Origin of the sequence: Mucilaginibacter sp. (genome assembly GCF_039207105.1) — a bacterium.
Taxonomy (GTDB): domain Bacteria; phylum Bacteroidota; class Bacteroidia; order Sphingobacteriales; family Sphingobacteriaceae; genus Mucilaginibacter.
Genome location: NZ_JBCECK010000013.1, coordinates 25,290 through 44,514, shown reverse-complemented (window position 1 = coordinate 44,514; position 19,225 = coordinate 25,290). Strand labels below are relative to the sequence as shown.

Below are 19,225 nucleotides of genomic sequence, written 5' to 3'. Positions count from 1 at the left end.
AACATCCCAAATCCGAAATGAAAATAATCACCTATAACGTTAATGGCATTCGCTCGGCTATTAGTAAAAACTGGCTGGCCTGGCTGCAGGCTACCGATGCCGATGTAGTTTGTTTACAGGAAATAAAAGCTACCCCCGATGTATTGACCGACCTTGGTCTGGTTGATCAACTGGGCTACCAGCATTACTGGTTCCCGGCCGAGAAAAAAGGCTATAGCGGTACCGCCATTTTTACCAAACAGTTACCCAAACATATTGAATACGGTTGCGGTATACCTGATTTTGACCGCGAAGGCCGTTGTATTCGCGTTGATTTTGATGAGGTATCTGTCATGAGCGTTTACTTCCCATCCGGCTCAAGCGGCGATGAGCGCCAGGTATTCAAATTCCGTTTTTTAGATGAATTTGGTAAATATCTTACCTTGTTAAAAAGCCAGTTACCTAAGTTAGTAGTATGCGGCGATTACAATATCTGCCACAGGCCAATTGATATCCACAACCCTAAATCGAACGCCAACTCATCAGGTTTTTTGCCTGAAGAACGCGAATGGATGGAAAAATTTATTGAAGGTGGCTTTATCGATACCTTCCGCCACCTGAATAAAGAACCGCATAACTATACCTGGTGGAGTTTCAGAGCGGGCGCAAGAGGTAAAAACTTAGGTTGGCGTATTGATTACGCTATGGCCAGTACCGAACTGGAAGCTAATATTAAAAGGGCAGCTATACTACCCGAAGCCAAGCACTCGGACCATTGCCCGGTATTACTGGAGCTGGAGTTTTAGCCCCCCAGCTCCCTGAAGGGGAATTACTTGCATAAGAATTATCACCTGCAGTCCTATCGAACTCGCACTCGTTTACAACGATGCTTAACATAGGTGTAGGTTTATCATTATAAACGCTCCAAAGTTTATATTTAATCGACTCAATGTATAATAACTTAAAGACTTACAGATTCGCTATCATTTATTATACTTTAACAACATAAATAATCACAGATCTTTCGTCATTTAAAAAACCAATGCTCAAGTTTCGACGATCATTCGGTTTTTGCTCTCTCGTTAGATATAATTTGATATCCGTTTGTTTTAAATCGCCTGCAACATCTGTCAATTCTTCAGAGCCTATTAGGTTTCCCGGTTTTAAATAAGGATCTTTTTTTACATCTGACAAAAGCATCTGATAATCATCTGCCGATAATTTTATAAGCGCTACAGATATATATTTTCCGTGAAAATCGGGATATGATGCCTGCTTTTTTATAACACGTGTCGATGGGGGTGGATCTTTTAATACCACGCTTTTATACTCATCATAATAGAAGCTATCTGTTGGAAATATCGCCACATATACTTCATAAAACAGTGCAGTTATAATTGCAGCTATAATAAAAATTCCTGTTTTTTTATGACCAATCCATTTAAAAAACCGATATATAAGATAGATGACCAAAACCACCATTCCAATAAAGAGGAGGAGTGAGAAAATAAAAAAAACGATCATATATTTAAGAAATGGTATGATTATAATAAATGACACGGTTTGCAACGAGCACAAGAAAGGGATATAAAAAAGAGGTTTCGTAAACGAAACCTCTTTTTTATATCGTCTGCAAAGCAGCGTATGCAAATCAAAAGTTCCCCCTTTAGGGGGTTAGGGGCTTAACCCTTTACACGCTCTACATAAGTGCCGGTAGCAGTATCAACCTTTACCTTATCGCCGATGTTGATGAACAGTGGTACGCGAATCTCGGCACCGGTTTCAACTGTAGCGTTTTTCTGGGCTCCGCTTGAGGTATCACCTTTAACGGCAGGCTCAGTATAAGTTATTTCCAACTCGGCCGAACCTGGGATAGATCCCATGATAGGCTCGTCGCTTTCAAAGGCAACCATTACATTCATGCCTTCTTTTAAAAATTTAACCGCAGGGCCAAATAATGCTTTCGGTACGTTATGCTGATCATAAGTAGTGTTATCCATTACTACTAATGAATCGCCTTCGTCATATAAATATTGATAATCGCTGGTTTCAACCCGGGCAATATCTACCTCTTCGTCTGTACGGAAACGGTATTCAACCAGTTTTCCTGATTTTACGTTGCGCATACGGGCCTGGTAAAATGCACGTAAGTTGCCGGGGGTGCGGTGTAAAAACTCCTCAACCTGCACTAACTCTCCGTTGAAGCGCAGGACATTTCCATTTTTAACATCTGATGCTTTAGCCATAAAATAATATTGAGGCGCAAAATTAGGGATTAGATTTGAAATGTAAGATATGAGACCTGAGATTTTTTAAAGGCAAAACTCAAACGCCAGTAAATAAACATTTGATAATCATACCCCTTTAAAGTTAACTCTTATAATCAGTGATGCTTAAACGATGCTTGCAAAAACTATACTCGTGTTCCTGGTTGGAGCAAACAATGGTAAGCCTGTCTTGTGCAAATTGCTCCACCAAACTTAAGTACCAATCTACCCCCTGCGTATCCAGGTTAGAGGTAGGCTCATCCAGCATCAACATGGGGGTATCGGCGCAGAAAGCCAGTATCAGTTTCAAACGCTGTTTCATACCTGATGAAAAATACCTGATCAGTTTGTTTTCACTTTTGGCCAGGTTAAGCAGGCTTATCAGTTCTTTTTTATCAATGCCTTGTTTATACTGTTTAAACTTGAAGTGAAAATCAACCATCTCATTCAGCGTAAACTCTTCAATAAGTTCTAAGTAGGGGGCGGCAAGGCTCAAGTGCGTAAATACCTGATCAGGCTCAACGAGTTTATCCTGAAAATTAAAGTTTATGGTACCTATAGAAGGTGTAAGGCTCGCGTTTAAAACCTGTAATAGTGTTGATTTTCCTGAGCCGTTTGGGCCCAGTACCGCATACGCCTGGCCGCTGTTAAAAGTATAATCAATACCCTTGAATATCCAGTCGCGGTTAAATCTGCGGCCGATGTTTTGGAGGGTGATGTTCATAGGAGCATTTTAGTCCATAGACCATAGTCGATAGTCCACAGAACTTTAATTTTATAAAATCCTCATTACAAGTATTTTTAGTCCATAAACTATCGACTATGGTCTATGGACTAAAAATTACGTATTCCCAAATCCCTTCATGATGCCTCTTTGCGAATTTTGCAAAAAGTTAATGATCTCATCACGTTCAACACTTGGGGTAAACTCGGCCTCAATAATATCAAGCGCCTTGCTTACATTGTATTTTTTAAGGAATATGATACGGTATATTTCCTGAATTTCATTGATGGTGGCTGCCGAAAAGCCCCTGCGACGCAAACCCACGGAGTTAATACCAACATATGATAATGGCTCTCGACCGGCTTTGGTAAACGGAGGTACATCCTTACGTACCAACGAGCCGCCCGATATCATACTATGCGCGCCAATTTCAACAAACTGGTGTACTGCAGATGAACCGCCTACAAAAGCATAATCATAAATATTGATATGCCCCGCCAACTGAACAGAGTTGGCAATAATTACGTTATCGCCAATAACACAATCATGCGCTACGTGCACATAAGCCATCAGCAGGCAATTGCTACCAATGGTGGTGGTATTTTTATCAAGCGCGGTACCCCGGTTAAGGGTTACACACTCGCGGATGGTAGTATTGTCACCAATAGATACTGTGCTTTGCTCACCTTTATATTTAAGATCCTGAGGCGGGGCAGATACCACCGCGCCGGGAAATATACGGCAGTTTTTACCTATGCGGGCACCATCCATAATAACAGAATTGGAACCGATCCAGGTACCTTCGCCAATTTCCACATCTTTGTGAATCGTGACAAACGGCTCAATAACCACATTGTCGGCTATTTTAGCCTGTGGGTGTATATATGCTAATGGTTGGATCATGCTTCGGTGGTTTTATTTACTTTTACTATTTGCGCCATCAATTCGGCCTCAACAACTATACGCTGTCCAACCATACCTATACCCTTCATTTGGGCAATACCGCGCCTTATTGGAGCCAACAGGTTACAAATGAAAATGATAGTATCGCCGGGTACAACCTTGTCTTTAAACCTCGCGTTTTCTATTTTCAGGAAAAGCGTGATGTAGTTTTCAGGATCGGGTACCGTATTCAGCACCAGGATGCCCCCGGTTTGTGCCATTGCCTCAATTTGCAAAACACCAGGAAAAAGCGGCGAACCTGGAAAATGGCCCATAAACAGATCCTCGTTCATGGTTACATTTTTTAACCCAACCACATGGCTTTTTGATAGCTCCAGAATTTTATCGATCATGAGCATAGGCTGCCTGTGCGGCAATATTTTCATGATCTGTACAGTATCATAAACCGGTGGCATGTTAGGGTCATATACCTTAACATACTTACGGCTTTTTTCCTTTTTAATAAGCGCTTTTATTTTTTTGGCGAAGGCCACATTAGCCGCATGACCCGGCCTTGCAGCCATAATATGCCCTTTAAGCGGAACGCCTACCAAGGCCAGATCGCCAATCATATCCAGCAGTTTGTGCCTCGCTGGTTCGTTCTGGTAGCGCAGTTCAATATTATTTAAAATACCCTGCTGGGCAACTTTAATATCTCTGCGGTTAAATAGCCTGGCCAGATCAGCGAGTTCATCTTCATCAACATCCTTATCAACTACTACAATGGCATTATTTAAATCGCCGCCTTTGATCAGGTTGTGCTTTAACAGCATTTCCAGCTCATGTAAAAAGCAAAAGGTTCGGCAGGATGCGATTTCTTTTTTAAACTCGCCTATAGTTGAAATACTGGCATGCTGACTGCCCAACACCTGCGAGTTAAAATCAATCATACAGGTAAAGCGGTAATCATCAAGCGGCATGGCCACCATCTCTACCTTACGGTCGGGTTCTGAATAATGTATATTATAAGGAATGTGGTAGTATTCGCGGTCTGCGTCCTGTTCAACCAGGCCGGTTTCCATGATCACATCAACAAACTGTATAGAGCTACCATCCATGATCGGGGTTTCCGGACCGTCCATATCTATTAAAACGTTGTCAACTTCCATACCCACTAAAGCCGCCAGCACGTGCTCAACGGTGTTTATGGTCGCGCCATTTTGCGAAATAGTAGTACCCCGCGAAGTATCAGTTACGTTATCAACATCGGCATCTATTATTGGCGAACCCGGCATATCTATCCGTCTGAATTTATATCCGTGGTTTTCCGGTGCCGGGTTAAACGTCATGGTTACACGCTGACCAGTGTGCAAGCCTGTACCTGAAACCGATACCGGCGCTTTAATAGTTCTTTGTTTTACGTTCATTTTATGATGTTCATTGGTACATTAGTTCATTTGTTTATTGGTACATAGTTCATTAAATCATTGGAAAAGCCCAATGAACCAGTGAACCGATGAACTAATGATCACCTTTTCTGAGTTCTTCTATTAATTTTTCAAGCTCATAAACCTTTCTGTCCAGTTCGGGCAGTTTTCTGAGCCTGGCATGCGCCCGCAGATAATCCTTATAAGGCATATAAGGTGTGCCACCCCAGGCTTTACCCTCTTCGGTAATGGAACTGTTAATGCCTGTTTGGGCAGATAACTGCGTACCGTTGGCAATATTTAAGTGCCCTGAAATACCCACCTGGCCTCCAATAACGGCATTTTTACCAATTTTAGTACTGCCTGATATACCTGTTTGGGCCGCTATAACCGTATGCGCTCCAACTTCGGCATTATGGGCTATTTGAACCAGGTTATCTATTTTGGCTCCTTCACGTATAATAGTAGAGCCCATTGTAGCCCGGTCAATAGTGGTATTAGCGCCAACCTCTACGCCATCCTCAATAATTACATTGCCTATCTGGCTTATTTTGGCGTAAGTACCATCGGCAGCAGGAGCAAAACCAAAACCATCGCTGCCTATAACCGCACCTGCGTGAATAATTACATTATCACCTAAAACACAGTCAAAGTAAACTTTTACACCAGCAAACAAGGTAACATTTTTACCAATGGTAACATTATCGGCAATGTAAGTATTTGGATATATTTTAGAATGATCGCCAATCCTGACACCCGGGCCAATATAGGCAAATGCCCCTATATACACGTTTTCACCAACCTGTGCAGATGGGTGTATAAAACATGGCTGTTCGATGCCCTGTTTATTAAGCTTTATGGTATTATACTTTTCAAGCAAAACCGAAAAAGCGCTGTAAGCGTTTTCAACCCTGATCAGGGTTGACTTAACTTCAGCGGCAAGCTCCAAATCGTTATTAACTATAACAACCGAGGCATTGGTAGTATATAAAAACTGTTCGTATTTTGGATTGGCCAAAAATGTAAGGCTTCCGGCGCCCCCATCTTCTATTTTAGCCAGTTTATCAACCGTTACAAAAGCATCACCCTCAACAGTCCCGTTGAGCAATAAACTTATTTCCTGAGCAGTAAATTGCATCGACAAATTTAAATGTTAAAATTAAAGCAGCAAATTATTAATGAGTTAGGAGTATTAAGCAGCGGGTTTTGAGTCAGATACTTAATAATATCTTCATTTTTCCTCAAAAACTTATCACTTAACATCGTTACCTATGACTCCTATCTTCCAATAAATCCTTACTGTAGCAAAGAATATATTTTTTTACCGTTTTTGCCAATGCTTCTAAATTTGAATTATCACTGGCTGTGGTAATATCATGCACCCGGCCATCCTTCATTAATATACCTATATTGCCGTCGCCTGCCGTGTACGCATTATTACGTATGGAGGTTGTAAAAACGAAGTACGATGCATCATGTTCGCTAACGCCATATTGCTTCATGGCCTGTTGCTTCAGCTGATCAACAAAGCTTTTTTCGGGCTCCTGGCTGGTAATATCTACATGATACAGATTGCGCTGCACCAAGTTTTTTGACAAAGTAGATAACACATAATCAGGATACTCTGCCCACACCTTTACTGCCGACATGATATCGGCGTCATCTAAACTGGCAAATATTTCCAGGTGATGATCTTCGTTCATAAACGCATCCCGGCTTATCTTGTTTTTTATAAAATGTTTAAGGGCCGGGGTAGCAAACAGATCATGGCCCTGCACCGTAAGCTCACGGCACCGCTTAAATACCCGTACCAAAAGCTCTTCGCCGGCTATTACGGTTTTATGCAGGTATACCTGCCAGTACATGAGCCTGCGGGCTATTAAAAATTTTTCGATAGAGTAAATACCTTTTTCCTCAACTACCACATGATCATCTTTCACGTTCAGCATTTTGATGATACGGTCTGAACTGATAACACCTTCAGACACGCCGGTAAAAAAGCTATCGCGGTTCAGATAATCGAGCCTGTCCATATCCAGTTGGCTTGATACCAGCTGATGCAAAAACCTGCGCGGATAAGTATCATTAAAAATACTGATGGCCATAGTTAATTTGCCCTCAAACTGCTCATTAAGTTTATTCATGAGCATGGCCGATATATCTTCATGGGCCACTCCCTGAATAATGGAGCGCTCCAGGGCATGCGAGAATGGGCCGTGTCCAATATCATGCAATAAAATGGCAATGGTTAGGGCTTCTTCCTCTTCCTTATTAATATTGTGCCCTTTATTTCGGAGGGTTTCGATGGCCATATCCATCAGGTGCATGGCGCCTAAGGCATGATGAAAACGAGTGTGTAAAGCTCCGGGATATACCAGGTGGGTCATGCCCAGCTGTTTAATATACCTTAGCCGTTGAAAATACGGATGTTGGATCAGGTCAAATACCAACTCGGTTGGAATACTGATAAAGCCGTAGACCGGATCGTTTATAATTTTCTTTTTGTTCAATTTGGTAGTTTACAGTGCAAAAATGTAAAACAAAGGTAAAATAAGCTCACCATGTTTGTTAATTTTTGTTAATACCTTTACTTATCAACAACAAAACCATTGCTTTGAGGTTTATTGGTCTGAATCAGGATATATAGAATTTAAGAATTATCGGGATCAAAGCAGTTTCAAGTCGTTATTTGATTAGCCTAACTATTTATACATTCAAAAAATTCTTAAATTCTGTATATCCTGATTCAGATATTCTTTTAATACAGATACTACTATGCAAGACACCACCATTTTATGGGCCGATGATGAAATTGACCTTTTAAAGCCACATATACTTTTCTTAAACGAAAAAGGATACAAAGTAACTACCGTAACCAATGGTAACGATGCCGTTGACGCGTTCAAGCAAAACTATTTCGACCTGGTTTTTCTGGACGAGAACATGCCCGGCTTAACCGGCCTGGAAACCCTGCAGCAGATCAAGAATCTGAACAACGATGTACCTATTGTACTGATTACCAAAAACGAGGAGGAATATTTGATGGAGGATGCCATTGGCTCCAAGATAGATGACTACCTGATCAAACCGGTACATCCTAAACAAATACTGCTTACCATTAAAAAACTGACGGAAAATAAGCGCCTGGTTACTGAAAAAACAACTATGGCCTACCAGATGGATTTCCGTACGCTGGGTATGACCCTCAATGACAACCTGAGTCATCAGGAATGGGTTGACGTTTACAAAAAATTGATTTACTGGGAACTGGAGCTGGAAAAACTGGAAGACGCCGGCATGCACGAAATATTAACCCTGCAAAAAGCCGAGGCCAACGTACAGTTTTGCAAGTTTATTGAACGCAACTATTTAAACTGGATCAAGAACCCGGAATTTGCACCAACCAGCTCGCCCCAGTTATTTAAAAAGAAAGTATTCCCTAAACTTGATGGCAGCGGACCGCTGTTTTTTATATTGATTGATAACCTCAGGTACGATCAGTTTAAGGTGATTAACCCAATCATATCTGAGTACTTCAGAATGGAGGAGGAAGATACCTACTACAGCATTCTGCCAACCGCTACCCAGTATGCCCGCAACTCGATATTCTCGGGCCTGATGCCTTTGGATATGGAAAAACGTTACCCTACCATGTGGCAAAACGACGAGGACGAGGGCGGTAAAAACCTGTACGAATCTGAGTTTATTGCCGATCATTTGAAACGCGTACTGCGCAAAGAGTGCAAATACTCATACCATAAAATATTGAATATTGACGAGGGCAGGGCATTGAACGAATCGGTAAGTAACCTGATGAACAATGAACTGAACGTGGTGGTATATAACTTTGTTGATATGCTATCGCACGCCCGTACAGATATGCAGATGATCCGTGAGTTGGCCAGCGACGATGCCGCTTACCGCTCTTTAACCCTGTCATGGTTTGAACACTCGCCTTTGTTTGACCTGCTTAAATTTTTGGCCCAGAAACAGGTAAGGGTGATCATCACTACCGATCATGGTACCATTCGTGTTAAAAACCCAAGTAAAATTGTAGGCGACAGGAATACCAATACCAACCTGCGCTATAAACAAGGTAAAAACCTAAACTATAACGCCAAGGAAGTATTCCACATCCGCAACCCGCACGATGCCATGCTACCTAAGCTGCACCTGAGCTCAAGCTTTGTATTTGCAAAGGAAGACAGCTACTTTGTATATCCGAATAACTACAACCACTTTGTGAATTTTTATAACGAAACTTTCCAGCACGGCGGCATCTCGTTAGAAGAGATGATTATCCCAATAGTTACCTACGGGCCTAAATAAAAGCCCCCTACCCCCCTAAAGGGGGAACTTTTGATATAAAAAGGGCCATCATTCTAAAATGATTGCCCTTTTTTATTATCCTATTGTCATTGCGAGGAGGAACGACGAAGCAATCGCGAACTCTGCAGATTCAATTTTTACAGTTTGCGATTGCCACGCTACGCTCGCAATTGACAATAGCTTATGCTAACCGTTCTACAATCTGTGCGGCGGTCAGTTTTTCATGCTCACCGGTGGTCATATTTTTAAAGGCGAGCAAGCCGCTTTGTATCTCTTCACTGCCAATTACTACCGTGTATGGGATGTTTTTGTTATTGGCATATTCCATTTGCTTTTTGATCTTAGCTCCTGCGGGATAAAGCTCGGCATTCACGTTTTGGCGGCGTAGTTGTTGTAACAATGGCAAGCCATATAATTCACCTTCTTTATCAAAATTACAGATAAGTACTTGTGTGCTTTGATTTGCCGCGGCCGGAAACAGGTTCAATTCTTCCAATACATCATAAATACGGTCGGCACCAAATGATATGCCTACGCCGGTAAGGCCTTTAAGCCCGAACATCCCAGTAAGGTCGTCGTAACGGCCGCCACCGCCGATGCTGCCCATAGCCACCTCATTGGTTTTCACCTCGAAGATGGCACCGGTGTAATAGTTTAGCCCACGCGCCAAAGTAATGTCCAGTTCCAGTTTAGCGGTTTGCAGCGGGCAGCTTTTAATATAGCTGAATACCGTTTCAATTTCGTCGCAGCCTTTCAAGCCGATCTCTGATGAAGCCAACGCCTCACGCAGACTTAGCAGCTTTTCTTCATTGGAACCTTCCAGCAGGATAACGGGCTTTATTTTGTCGATATCAGCCTCTGTAAAACCGCGTTCTATCAGTTCTTTAGTCACGCCATCCAAACCTATTTTATCCAGTTTATCGATGGCTACCGTTAGGTCAATAATACTATCAGCTTTATCTATAATTTGAGCAATACCCGATAGTATTTTTCTATTATTGATTTTGATGCTAAAATCTTTCAGTCCGAGTTTACCTAAAGCTTCATCGTAGATCATGATAAACTCGGCCTCATTCAATAATGAATCTGAACCTACCACATCTGCATCGCACTGGTAAAACTCACGGTAACGGCCACGTTGAGGTCTGTCGGCACGCCAAACCGGCTGCACCTGGAAACGCTTGAACGGAAAAGTGATCTCGTTCTGGTGCTGCACTACGTAGCGGGCAAAGGGTACGGTAAGATCATAGCGCAGGGCTTTTTCAGAAATTTCTGAGGCTATAGCGTTGGAGTTTTTTGCAACCAATTTATCTGCATCAGCCTTGGCCAAATAATCACCACTGTTCAATATTTTGAATATCAGCTTATCGCCCTCTTCACCATATTTACCTAACAGGGTAGATGAGTTTTCCATCGTCGGCGTTTCTATCTGCTGGTAGCCGTATTTACGGAACACGCTTTTAATAGTATCAAAAATATAGTTACGTTTCACCATTTCGGTAGGTGAAAAATCGCGGGTGCCTTTGGGTACAGATGGTTTAATGGATGCCATGCGGCAAATGTACATAATTCACATTTGTGAATTAGCGGATTTAAAGATCCTGAAGCAAATTCTGGATTACTGCGAGGAATATCCAAGCTTAAATGACAATCCGTTTACCCTATCACCTGTATAATAATCTATTTTTGGGTTACCATGAACATTATCGCCCAAACCTCGCGCTTGTTGATACGCGAATTTACAGCCGAAGACGAACAATTGTTATTAGACCTTGATGCCGATGCTCGCCTTACCCGTTATGTAAAAAAACGTACCGAGCAGGAAAGCAAAAAGGTTTTTAAAGATACCCTCAGAGATTATGAAAAGCGATCAGGACTGGGCCGGTGGGGGATATTTAACCTTGCTGATAACGACTTTATTGGCGTTTGTATACTCAACTACAGCGAGTACGATAGCACACGTATTGAACTGGGCTACCGCCTGCACCTCAAATACTGGGGAGCTGGCATTGCTACCGAGCTGGCCAAAGCACTGGTATTTTATGGGCTTAATGATGCCGGCTTAAAAGAAATTTGCGCGGTAACACATCCCGATAATGCCGCGTCGCAAAAAGTATTGGCTAAGGCAGGTTTTATTCAGCATGGCCGGGCTTTTTGGTATGGGGAAAGTTTACCGTTTTTTAAGGTGAGTAAAGTGGTTCCCGCTTAGAAAGCTTTTTCAGTGCAGTAATACCACGTTTTTTGTCATTGCGAGCGAAGCGTGGCAATCGCGAACTTTACAGAGAGATTCTGCACAGTTCGCGATTGCTTCGTCGTTCCTCCTCGCAATGACACGAATGAAATTACCCTTTCGTCAACCTCCTGATAATATCTTTGCAACCACCTTCAATCAGTTCAAAAACGGGTTCAAATTGGTTATCGTCATAGTAAGGGTCGGGGACCACTTTATCGCCAAGCAATAGTTTTACTTTCTGGATATCCTGATCATTACGGGCCAGCGAAATAACATCCGTCAGGTTATTTTTATCCATCACGAAGATGTGATCAAACTCGTCAAAGTCGCTGGTTTTAAACTGGCGGCAAACTTGTTTGCTGATGTCGATTCCATGATTACGCGCTGCCCGGGTTGATCGTCTGTCGGGCCCTTCACCAATATGCCAACTGCCTGTACCGGCCGAATCAACTTCCCAGTCCAGACCAGCCTCCTCCGCCAGGTGCTGCATTACACCCTCCGCCACCGGCGAACGACATATATTACCCAGGCAAACCATTAGTATTTTCATGCTTGTAAGGTGAGTGGTTGAATAAGTTGATTAAGTGAGTGGTCTATGACGGTCTTTTAACCATTCTCCACTCACCTAATCAACCATTCACTAATTATCCAAATATCTGGTTCAATATACCTGCTAAACGTACACCGGCTTTCAGCATTTGGTGGTTAAGCAATTCGATATATTTAAAATTGTATTTGTAGCTCAGGTTTTCGTGGGGGGTAACACCTGCATATATATTTTCGGCAAGCTGATTGCTTTCATACAGCCACTCACTAATTGGCGCTTTTTGCAGCTGGGCACGTTCAGCAGCTGTGGTGTGGTTGATCATGGCCGCATACTCGGTATAGCTTAATTGCTGCGCATCTATCAGTTCGCTATCCCATACAGAGTGCAGGTTGGTATCTTTTCCAAACCATTGTACCTTAACATCATTGCCTCCTTTATCCTGGGTGTGGCCGGTGTGCAAAGGTTGGTGTACATCCTCAACAATGTGGATCAGCATGCGCAGGTAAAGCAATTTGTTGGCTTTGGTAATGTCTTTCTTTTTTAACCCTGCTATCAAAAAATTCATTTTGGTATAGGCATCTGTCGCGGTATCTGCTTTTAAATATTCCTGCAGTTCGGGATAGGTAAAAGTTTTATCCAGATCAATAAAATGCCAGTTGTACAGATACCTGTAATTCGGGTCTGACTTAATAAAATCGGCCCAGTTACTCGTGATGGCGATTGATTCATTGCCTAAAATGGCTTTGATGGCCGCGCGGGCTTTTGGAGTTAAATAGCTGTCGGCTATTTGGCCGCAAATACGGTGACCGTTTGTTCCCCATGCCATGCTTTGCAAAGGCAAATAAAACAATGCAATAAGGATCAGGATTTGTTTAAAAAAATGTTTTTTCATGTTATAGTGGTTTTGGAACACAGCTGGTACGTTTTATTAAATGCGCGTTAATGGGTATAACGTTTGATGTACTTGCAAACTGAATAAGCGAATCGCTTTTTTGCTTCACTTTAAAATACTCCTCATACTCGCCCGAGCGGAAACAGCCTTTTTCGTCCTTATAGCTACCATCGGCATTACAAAACTCACCTTTCAGGTGCAGGGTATCCAGTTTTTGTGAATAGGTACCTTTGATATATTCGGCCCAGTGACCGCTATTCATACAGGTATCCGATCCGTAATTCACTTTGCTGAATGAGCTGATCTTCACAAAAAAAGAATCGCAGCTAAATTTAAGCGTATATAATGAATAGGAAACCAGGCGTTTTTGTGCCGGCACAGAATCCTGTTGCCACTCACCCTGTACATATTTTTCTCCAACAGATTGTGTATCCGGGTTCATGGTACAGGCGTGAAAACTAAGAGCTAAAAGCAAAAGGCCGAGGGCTGAAAGCCGGGAGCGTAAAGGAAAATATTTAATACGGAATTTTATTTGCATAAACTGCAAGTTCAATAAAAAGCCCCTCTCTGTGCAGAGAGGGGTTGGGGTGAGGTTCTTATTTTAATGAGCCTATCATTTCTTCGGGTTTAACCCATTGGTCAAACTGTTCGCTGGTTAGCAGGCCCAGCGCAATAGCGGCTTCACGTAATGATTTGTTTTCTTTCAATGCGGTTTTAGCAATTTTTGCCGCATTTTCGTAACCGATGTGCGGGTTAAGCGCAGTTACCAGCATCAGTGAATTCTCCAAGTGCTTTTTGATGCCTTCGTAATTTGGCTGGATGCCAACCGCGCAATGGTCATTAAATGATACACAGGCATCACCAATTAAACGGGCCGACTGTAAAAAGTTAGCAGCCATAACCGGTTTAAATACATTTAGCTCGTAATGACCGTTTGAACCACCGATAGATATGGCAACATCGTTACCCATTACCTGTGCTGCTACCATAGTAACCGCCTCGTTTTGGGTCGGGTTAACCTTACCCGGCATAATGGATGATCCCGGCTCATTATCCGGAATATGAATTTCGCCAATACCTGAACGCGGACCAGAAGCCAGCATCCTGATATCATTAGCTATTTTCATTAACGATACGGCAATTTGTTTCAGCGCGCCGTGGCTTTCCACAATGGCATCGTGAGCGGCAAGGGCTTCAAATTTATTTTCGGCAGTAATGAATGGCAAACCGGTGAACTGGGCAATGTACTCAGCCACCTTTACATCATAACCTTTTGGCGTGTTGATACCTGTACCAACGGCAGTACCACCAAGGGCAAGCTCAGACAGGTGATCAAGCGTGTTACGCAAGGCTTTTAAACCGTGGTTCAGTTGCGATACATAACCAGAAAATTCCTGACCTAAGGTTAGCGGTGTAGCATCCATCAGGTGGGTACGGCCAATTTTTACCACATTTTTAAAAGCTTCAACTTTAGCTTGCAGGGTATCGCGCAGTTTTTCAATACCGGGGATGGTTACATCAATCAGTATTTTGTATGCCGCGATGTGCATAGCGGTTGGGTAAGTATCGTTTGATGATTGTGATTTGTTTACATCATCATTAGGGTGGATAAAGGTTTTGCCTTCGCCCAGTTTATTACCCTGTAATACGTGCGCACGGTTGGCTACAACCTCGTTCACGTTCATGTTTGATTGCGTGCCCGAGCCGGTTTGCCAAATTACCAGCGGAAATTCAGTAGCTAATGATCCGGCTAAAATTTCGTCGCAAACTTGTGCTATCAGGTCGCGTTTTTCGGCAGGCAATACGCCCAGATCGGTATTGGTATAAGCGGCAGCTTTTTTCAGGTAAGCAAACGCCTCAATGATCTCTTTAGGCATTGATGCCTCCGGACCAATTTTAAAGTTATTGCGTGAACGTTCTGTTTGTGCTCCCCAGTATTTATCGGCAGGTACCTGTACCTCGCCCATGGTATCGTGTTCGGTTCTGAAACTCATGGTAGTATTATAATTTTTAGCAGGGGCAAAGTTATGGTTTTATATGAAGTAAGGGAGAGGGAAATGGTAATCTTTTTGATATAGGGGATGATTGGGTAATAGGTCATCGGGAAACTTACGAAGTTTTAAAAACTTCGTAAGTTTAAAAATATGAATGCTTATTTAACAACTACATCGTTTATCAAATTATCCTCAGAGTTTTGATATATGTTATTCGGATATTTTTTATGAATAACAACACATCCTAAAACAAATGTCAAGGCAGAAAATACGCATAATATGATATAATAAGGCATACCAAGCAAATTCAGAAAACCTTGCTGATTTTTAGGTAAAAACATAAACATAACCCCAGTAGTGTTGATCGTAGCATGTATTATCATACCAGGAATAATTGATCGCGTTTTGTAAAACACCCATCCCAAAAACAGGCCACCAAAAAAAGCGGGGAAAGCTTGCCAGGGATTTAGGTGAATCAGGCTAAAAAATATTGCTGATATTAAAATGGCTTTAAGGGGAGCATAATTTTTTAACAGCCCTTTCAACACCATCCCTCGAAATAATATTTCTTCCAATACAGGAGCTGCAATCGCAATGTTGGCAACAGAAAAAGCATCTTTTTTGAATGCCATCGCAAAGAATTTTTGCACAGATGGAGGCATAGGTATCAAGTTAGAAATACCTTGTAAACCAACAACTAAAGCTAATGTACTAATTATAACTACCGGTACAAGCCAAGCTTGTACTCTGTTAAAACTAATGTTGAAAGAGGATTTCTGTTGTCTTTTAATTTTTTTGGATGCGTACCTGATTGTTAATAAAAGTGCAAAAACATAGAATAACAAATTCAAGAATGATCTCAGTAACTGCGAACTCGGTCTTTGAACTTCGTGGAGAAAAAAGCTTAAAATTATCAAGCCAACAATCATGTAAAATAGCAACACAAAAAACAGCCTGATAACTGCTTTTAAATTAGGATATGCAAAAGTTGCAGAGGTTTGATTACTATTTGGGGCATTGATTAATTCGTTTGGTTCGTTAGTGTCCATTCTCATTTTTTAGAACTTTCTTTCCTGTCCACCTACCCAGGCCTCAAGGGCTGATAGCTTGATGTTGTTATCTTTAAACCATTGCAAGTTTTCGTCTTTGTTCGCAGTTAAACTAATCAGGCGGGTAAAAGCGGGCATGTTATCGGTTTGGGCGAGTTTCTTGAAATAATCAGAAAAGAAGCTTTTATAAAATGGATCAGCTTTTTTGCCTGTAAAACTCTCTGATATATTAAACAGGTTTTTCAATTGCAACGATAAGGAATCTGCTTTTGTTAATCCCTTTTTATCTGAGGTTGCTGCTAAAATAGATATCGGCATCATGAGGTTAGGTCCTTCTATATCTGATGGGGCTACATTGATAGTCACGCTTTTTTCGCCTGTTTGTTTAATACCATAATTTAAAATATCATGTATATACCGGTTAGCTTCTTCAGACCGTTTTGTTTGGGGCTCCAGCAACAAGAAACTGCACCAGGCTAAAAGTGAAACGCCCCGCTTCTCTTCGCCATAAGTAGCCATTGCATAAGCCCGCTGACTGCCAGGATGTTTAGGTTCCATTTTTATAGCCTCAATGGCATAGGTTTCGGCTTCTGGATATCTTTTTTGCCGTAAATAAGCCATAGCCAAATTGAAATGCAAGCGCTGAAAATCGGGAAACGCTTTCATCCCGGCTTTATAACAAGCTTCCGCTTTTTCAAATTGTCCATCATCATCGTAGGTGCTTCCGAGCAAATCAAAAGCCGGGGCCATTTTATGAGTTGTGGTAAGTTTTTCAAGATACGGGATGGCATCCTTAGATTTGCCGGAACTGCACATAGTGTATGACAACTCATACATGGCACTCATATTTTCGGCATCTAACTTTAAAGCTTCCTGATATTTGGATATGGCTTCATCGTACTTTCCGGCATCATGCAGCTCAATGCCTTCTTTAATTAATGCTTTGGCGGCATCGGTATTTTGCCCGAACGCAAAAGTTGAAAAGCACGCAAATAAAAATAGCAGTAAAATTTTGTGATAGGTTTTCATGCTTAAATTTAAACACAGCTACCTAAAAAAGAAAGCATGTTGAAACTTTATTTTCATTTAATCCATACACTCAAAAGTTAGTGTATTAAAACAAACCTTATTTAACTTCTTCTATTTTAACCACTTTGTATTTAACACCCAATCTGGCAGCATTTTGTTCAACTGTTTGCTCAAAACCTGCTTTTTTACGACGGGCATTTACCTGATCGGGATCTTTAATAGGCCAAATATAGCACCCTATATCTTTCCCGTTTTTAAGTAGCCGTTGACAAACGGCCTGCGTTCCATAGATTTGCTCTTTATGATGATTGGTCAGATCTTTGTCAATCATCATGGCATATAGATAATAAGGCAACTCCTTATGATCGGCAGCTTTTTTAATGATGGGTAAATATTGATCAATCTTGGATGAATGTTGAATTATATTCCAGGCAGATTTGTTAGCTGGCTCACCTATAAGTGTCTTGCCGGGATACCCGTATTCTTTAAATACCCGCTCAACAAAAACAACATTCGCCGAATCCAGACGGTTTTGCAAAGCCGAATAATGATTCATCGCCTCGGCAATCGAAAGTGATAAATTTTTGGCAACCGAGTCCCTTTTTCCGGGCTCCATTAACAAGGTTAATTGTTCCCTATACTTCTGATCGAGCACCATAACACTGTCCATTTGCTGTTTTAAAAAAGGATTAAGCTTCTGCTGGCTAAAGCCTGAAAATGAAGTAAAAAGGAATAAGATAAGAATAGATGGTTTCATAAATTGTGAATAACTAAAGGTTTAGTCAATTTAACGCACTATATCTTAAAAACTTATTTCACCTTAAAACTTTCTTTCTTGTCCACTCACCCAAGTCTCTAATGCCTTTCGCTTATCCTCATTTTGTTGCAGCCATTGCGTATCCGCTGCTTTATTAGCGCTCATATCCATAAGCCGGGCAAAGGCTGGCATATGCTCCGTTTGGGCCAATTTGTAAAAAAAGGATGCGTAGTAATTCCTGAAAAAATCGTTCCCTGTTTGTTTTTCGGCCAGCTGACCAACCGCCAAAAACACCGCCTTTAATTGAGCTGCCAGCAGGTCGGCTGGAGAGGCGTATTTTTTGTTATCTGTAGTTGCCACCGAAGTTGAAAGTGCTTTATTTAAGGCAATGGTAGCGGCATCTGCTTTTTCGGTTTTCAACGTGCCTCCTTTTAAAATGCTTTGCATATTGGTATAAGCCTCGGCCGAGCGTGAGCCATCGGGTTCCAGCAATAAAAAGCTGCACAATGCCAGCAGGGCAGGCGCGCGCTTGTTTTGATGGAAACACACCAATGCATATAAACGCTGACTGTTGGTATGTTTCGGATCGAGCTTAATGGCTTCGGTTGCCGCCAGCTCGGCATCAGCAAATTGTTTGGCCCGGAAATAGGCCAGGCCCAGGTTAAAATACAATGGCTGGTAATCGGGCTTAATTTTTATGCCAGCTTTATAGGCATCAATAGCTTGCTGCGGTTGTTTGGCGGCATCATAAATACTACCTAAAAGTTCATAAGCAGGGCCGGTAAAGTTATTGCTACTTGCTACGGTTTTATTTAAATAGGGTATACCTTCAGTACCCTTACCTACTGCCGATAGGCTAAAAGCCATCTGGTAATTAGCCTGCGGGTTGTAAGGTTCGGTATTTAGCGCTTGCTTATATTTTTCAATAGCACCGGCATAATCGTGGCTGTTATTCAGTTGAATGCCCTGCTTTATCAGTTCGCTAACTGATGTGTCCTGCGCATAAGCAAAGAAGCTCAAAAACAAAATGTGTATAATTAAACCTATCTTTTTCACAGTATTCATGCATTAAACATACAAAGAGTATTATCTAAACGAAAAAATTTAAAAGTTTAA

General features: G+C 41.7%; 19 protein-coding genes. 3 read left to right on the top strand and 16 right to left on the bottom strand.

Going from position 1 to position 19,225, the window contains the following annotated elements:
- Positions 1-17 precede the first annotated feature (17 nt).
- The gene (locus AAGC65_RS04660; protein WP_343111250.1) at positions 18-785 is read left to right on the top strand and encodes an exodeoxyribonuclease III; all 768 of its coding nucleotides are present in this window, start codon (positions 18-20) and stop codon (positions 783-785) included.
- A gap of 184 nt (positions 786-969) precedes the next feature.
- Here the strand turns inward: AAGC65_RS04660 and AAGC65_RS04655 are convergent, their stop codons facing one another.
- The 7 genes from AAGC65_RS04655 to AAGC65_RS04625 form a co-directional block, all read right to left on the bottom strand.
- Positions 970-1,503, bottom strand: coding sequence for a hypothetical protein (locus AAGC65_RS04655; RefSeq protein ID WP_343111249.1), 534 nt, complete (start codon positions 1,501-1,503; stop codon positions 970-972).
- Positions 1,504-1,661: 158 nt separating this feature from the next.
- Positions 1,662-2,225 carry an elongation factor P gene (gene efp, locus AAGC65_RS04650; protein ID WP_343111248.1) on the bottom strand — a complete coding sequence of 188 codons (564 nt, stop codon included), beginning with the start codon at positions 2,223-2,225 and terminating at the stop codon, positions 1,662-1,664.
- Between the two features lie 124 nt (positions 2,226-2,349).
- A complete protein-coding gene (locus tag AAGC65_RS04645) occupies positions 2,350-2,970 on the bottom strand; it encodes an ABC transporter ATP-binding protein (RefSeq protein WP_343111247.1) in 621 nt (206 codons plus the stop codon).
- A gap of 117 nt (positions 2,971-3,087) precedes the next feature.
- Entirely contained in the window at positions 3,088-3,873 is a 786-nt protein-coding gene (gene lpxA, locus AAGC65_RS04640; protein WP_290326962.1) for an acyl-ACP--UDP-N-acetylglucosamine O-acyltransferase, read from the bottom strand.
- Positions 3,870-5,279: a bifunctional UDP-3-O-[3-hydroxymyristoyl] N-acetylglucosamine deacetylase/3-hydroxyacyl-ACP dehydratase gene (locus tag AAGC65_RS04635; protein ID WP_343111246.1), complete on the bottom strand. Its 1,410-nt coding sequence runs from the start codon at positions 5,277-5,279 to the stop codon at positions 3,870-3,872. The genes lpxA and AAGC65_RS04635 overlap by 4 nt, the downstream gene beginning before the upstream one ends.
- Positions 5,280-5,373: 94 nt before the next feature.
- Positions 5,374-6,417: a UDP-3-O-(3-hydroxymyristoyl)glucosamine N-acyltransferase gene (gene lpxD / locus AAGC65_RS04630; RefSeq protein WP_343111245.1), complete on the bottom strand. Its 1,044-nt coding sequence runs from the start codon at positions 6,415-6,417 to the stop codon at positions 5,374-5,376.
- Between the two features lie 127 nt (positions 6,418-6,544).
- Positions 6,545-7,789, bottom strand: coding sequence for an HD domain-containing protein (locus tag AAGC65_RS04625; protein WP_343111244.1), 1,245 nt, complete (start codon positions 7,787-7,789; stop codon positions 6,545-6,547).
- Between the two features lie 265 nt (positions 7,790-8,054).
- On the opposite strand from AAGC65_RS04625, the gene AAGC65_RS04620 reads away from it, so the two are divergent.
- On the top strand, positions 8,055-9,608 hold the full coding sequence (locus AAGC65_RS04620; RefSeq protein ID WP_343111243.1) for a bifunctional response regulator/alkaline phosphatase family protein: 1,554 nt from the start codon (positions 8,055-8,057) through the stop codon (positions 9,606-9,608).
- Positions 9,609-9,789: 181 nt separating this feature from the next.
- Here the strand turns inward: AAGC65_RS04620 and hisS are convergent, their stop codons facing one another.
- Positions 9,790-11,160 (bottom strand): histidine--tRNA ligase, encoded by a 1,371-nt coding sequence (gene hisS / locus AAGC65_RS04615; protein ID WP_343111242.1) that lies wholly within the window; start codon positions 11,158-11,160, stop codon positions 9,790-9,792.
- A gap of 144 nt (positions 11,161-11,304) precedes the next feature.
- Here hisS and AAGC65_RS04610 point away from each other — a divergent pair, with 144 nt between their 5' ends.
- Entirely contained in the window at positions 11,305-11,817 is a 513-nt protein-coding gene (locus AAGC65_RS04610; RefSeq protein WP_343111241.1) for a GNAT family N-acetyltransferase, read from the top strand.
- Between the two features lie 133 nt (positions 11,818-11,950).
- Here the strand turns inward: AAGC65_RS04610 and AAGC65_RS04605 are convergent, their stop codons facing one another.
- The 8 genes from AAGC65_RS04605 to AAGC65_RS04570 form a co-directional block, all read right to left on the bottom strand.
- Positions 11,951-12,391: a low molecular weight protein-tyrosine-phosphatase gene (locus AAGC65_RS04605; protein ID WP_343111240.1), complete on the bottom strand. Its 441-nt coding sequence runs from the start codon at positions 12,389-12,391 to the stop codon at positions 11,951-11,953.
- 94 nt (positions 12,392-12,485) lie between these two features.
- Positions 12,486-13,280, bottom strand: coding sequence for a S1/P1 nuclease (locus AAGC65_RS04600; RefSeq protein ID WP_343111239.1), 795 nt, complete (start codon positions 13,278-13,280; stop codon positions 12,486-12,488).
- 1 nt (position 13,281) lies between these two features.
- Positions 13,282-13,722: a fumarate hydratase gene (locus tag AAGC65_RS04595; RefSeq protein WP_343111238.1), complete on the bottom strand. Its 441-nt coding sequence runs from the start codon at positions 13,720-13,722 to the stop codon at positions 13,282-13,284.
- Between the two features lie 154 nt (positions 13,723-13,876).
- Entirely contained in the window at positions 13,877-15,274 is a 1,398-nt protein-coding gene (gene fumC / locus AAGC65_RS04590) for a class II fumarate hydratase (protein WP_343111237.1), read from the bottom strand.
- A gap of 158 nt (positions 15,275-15,432) precedes the next feature.
- Positions 15,433-16,323 carry a type II CAAX endopeptidase family protein gene (locus tag AAGC65_RS04585; protein ID WP_343111236.1) on the bottom strand — a complete coding sequence of 297 codons (891 nt, stop codon included), beginning with the start codon at positions 16,321-16,323 and terminating at the stop codon, positions 15,433-15,435.
- Positions 16,324-16,332: 9 nt separating this feature from the next.
- Positions 16,333-17,352: a tetratricopeptide repeat protein gene (locus tag AAGC65_RS04580; protein ID WP_343111235.1), complete on the bottom strand. Its 1,020-nt coding sequence runs from the start codon at positions 17,350-17,352 to the stop codon at positions 16,333-16,335.
- Positions 17,353-17,449: 97 nt separating this feature from the next.
- On the bottom strand, positions 17,450-18,109 hold the full coding sequence (locus AAGC65_RS04575) for a DUF6624 domain-containing protein (RefSeq protein WP_343111234.1): 660 nt from the start codon (positions 18,107-18,109) through the stop codon (positions 17,450-17,452).
- A gap of 63 nt (positions 18,110-18,172) precedes the next feature.
- Positions 18,173-19,174, bottom strand: a complete 1,002-nt coding sequence (locus AAGC65_RS04570) for a tetratricopeptide repeat protein (RefSeq protein WP_343111233.1) — start codon at positions 19,172-19,174, stop codon at positions 18,173-18,175.
- Between the last annotated feature and the right edge of the window lie 51 nt (positions 19,175-19,225).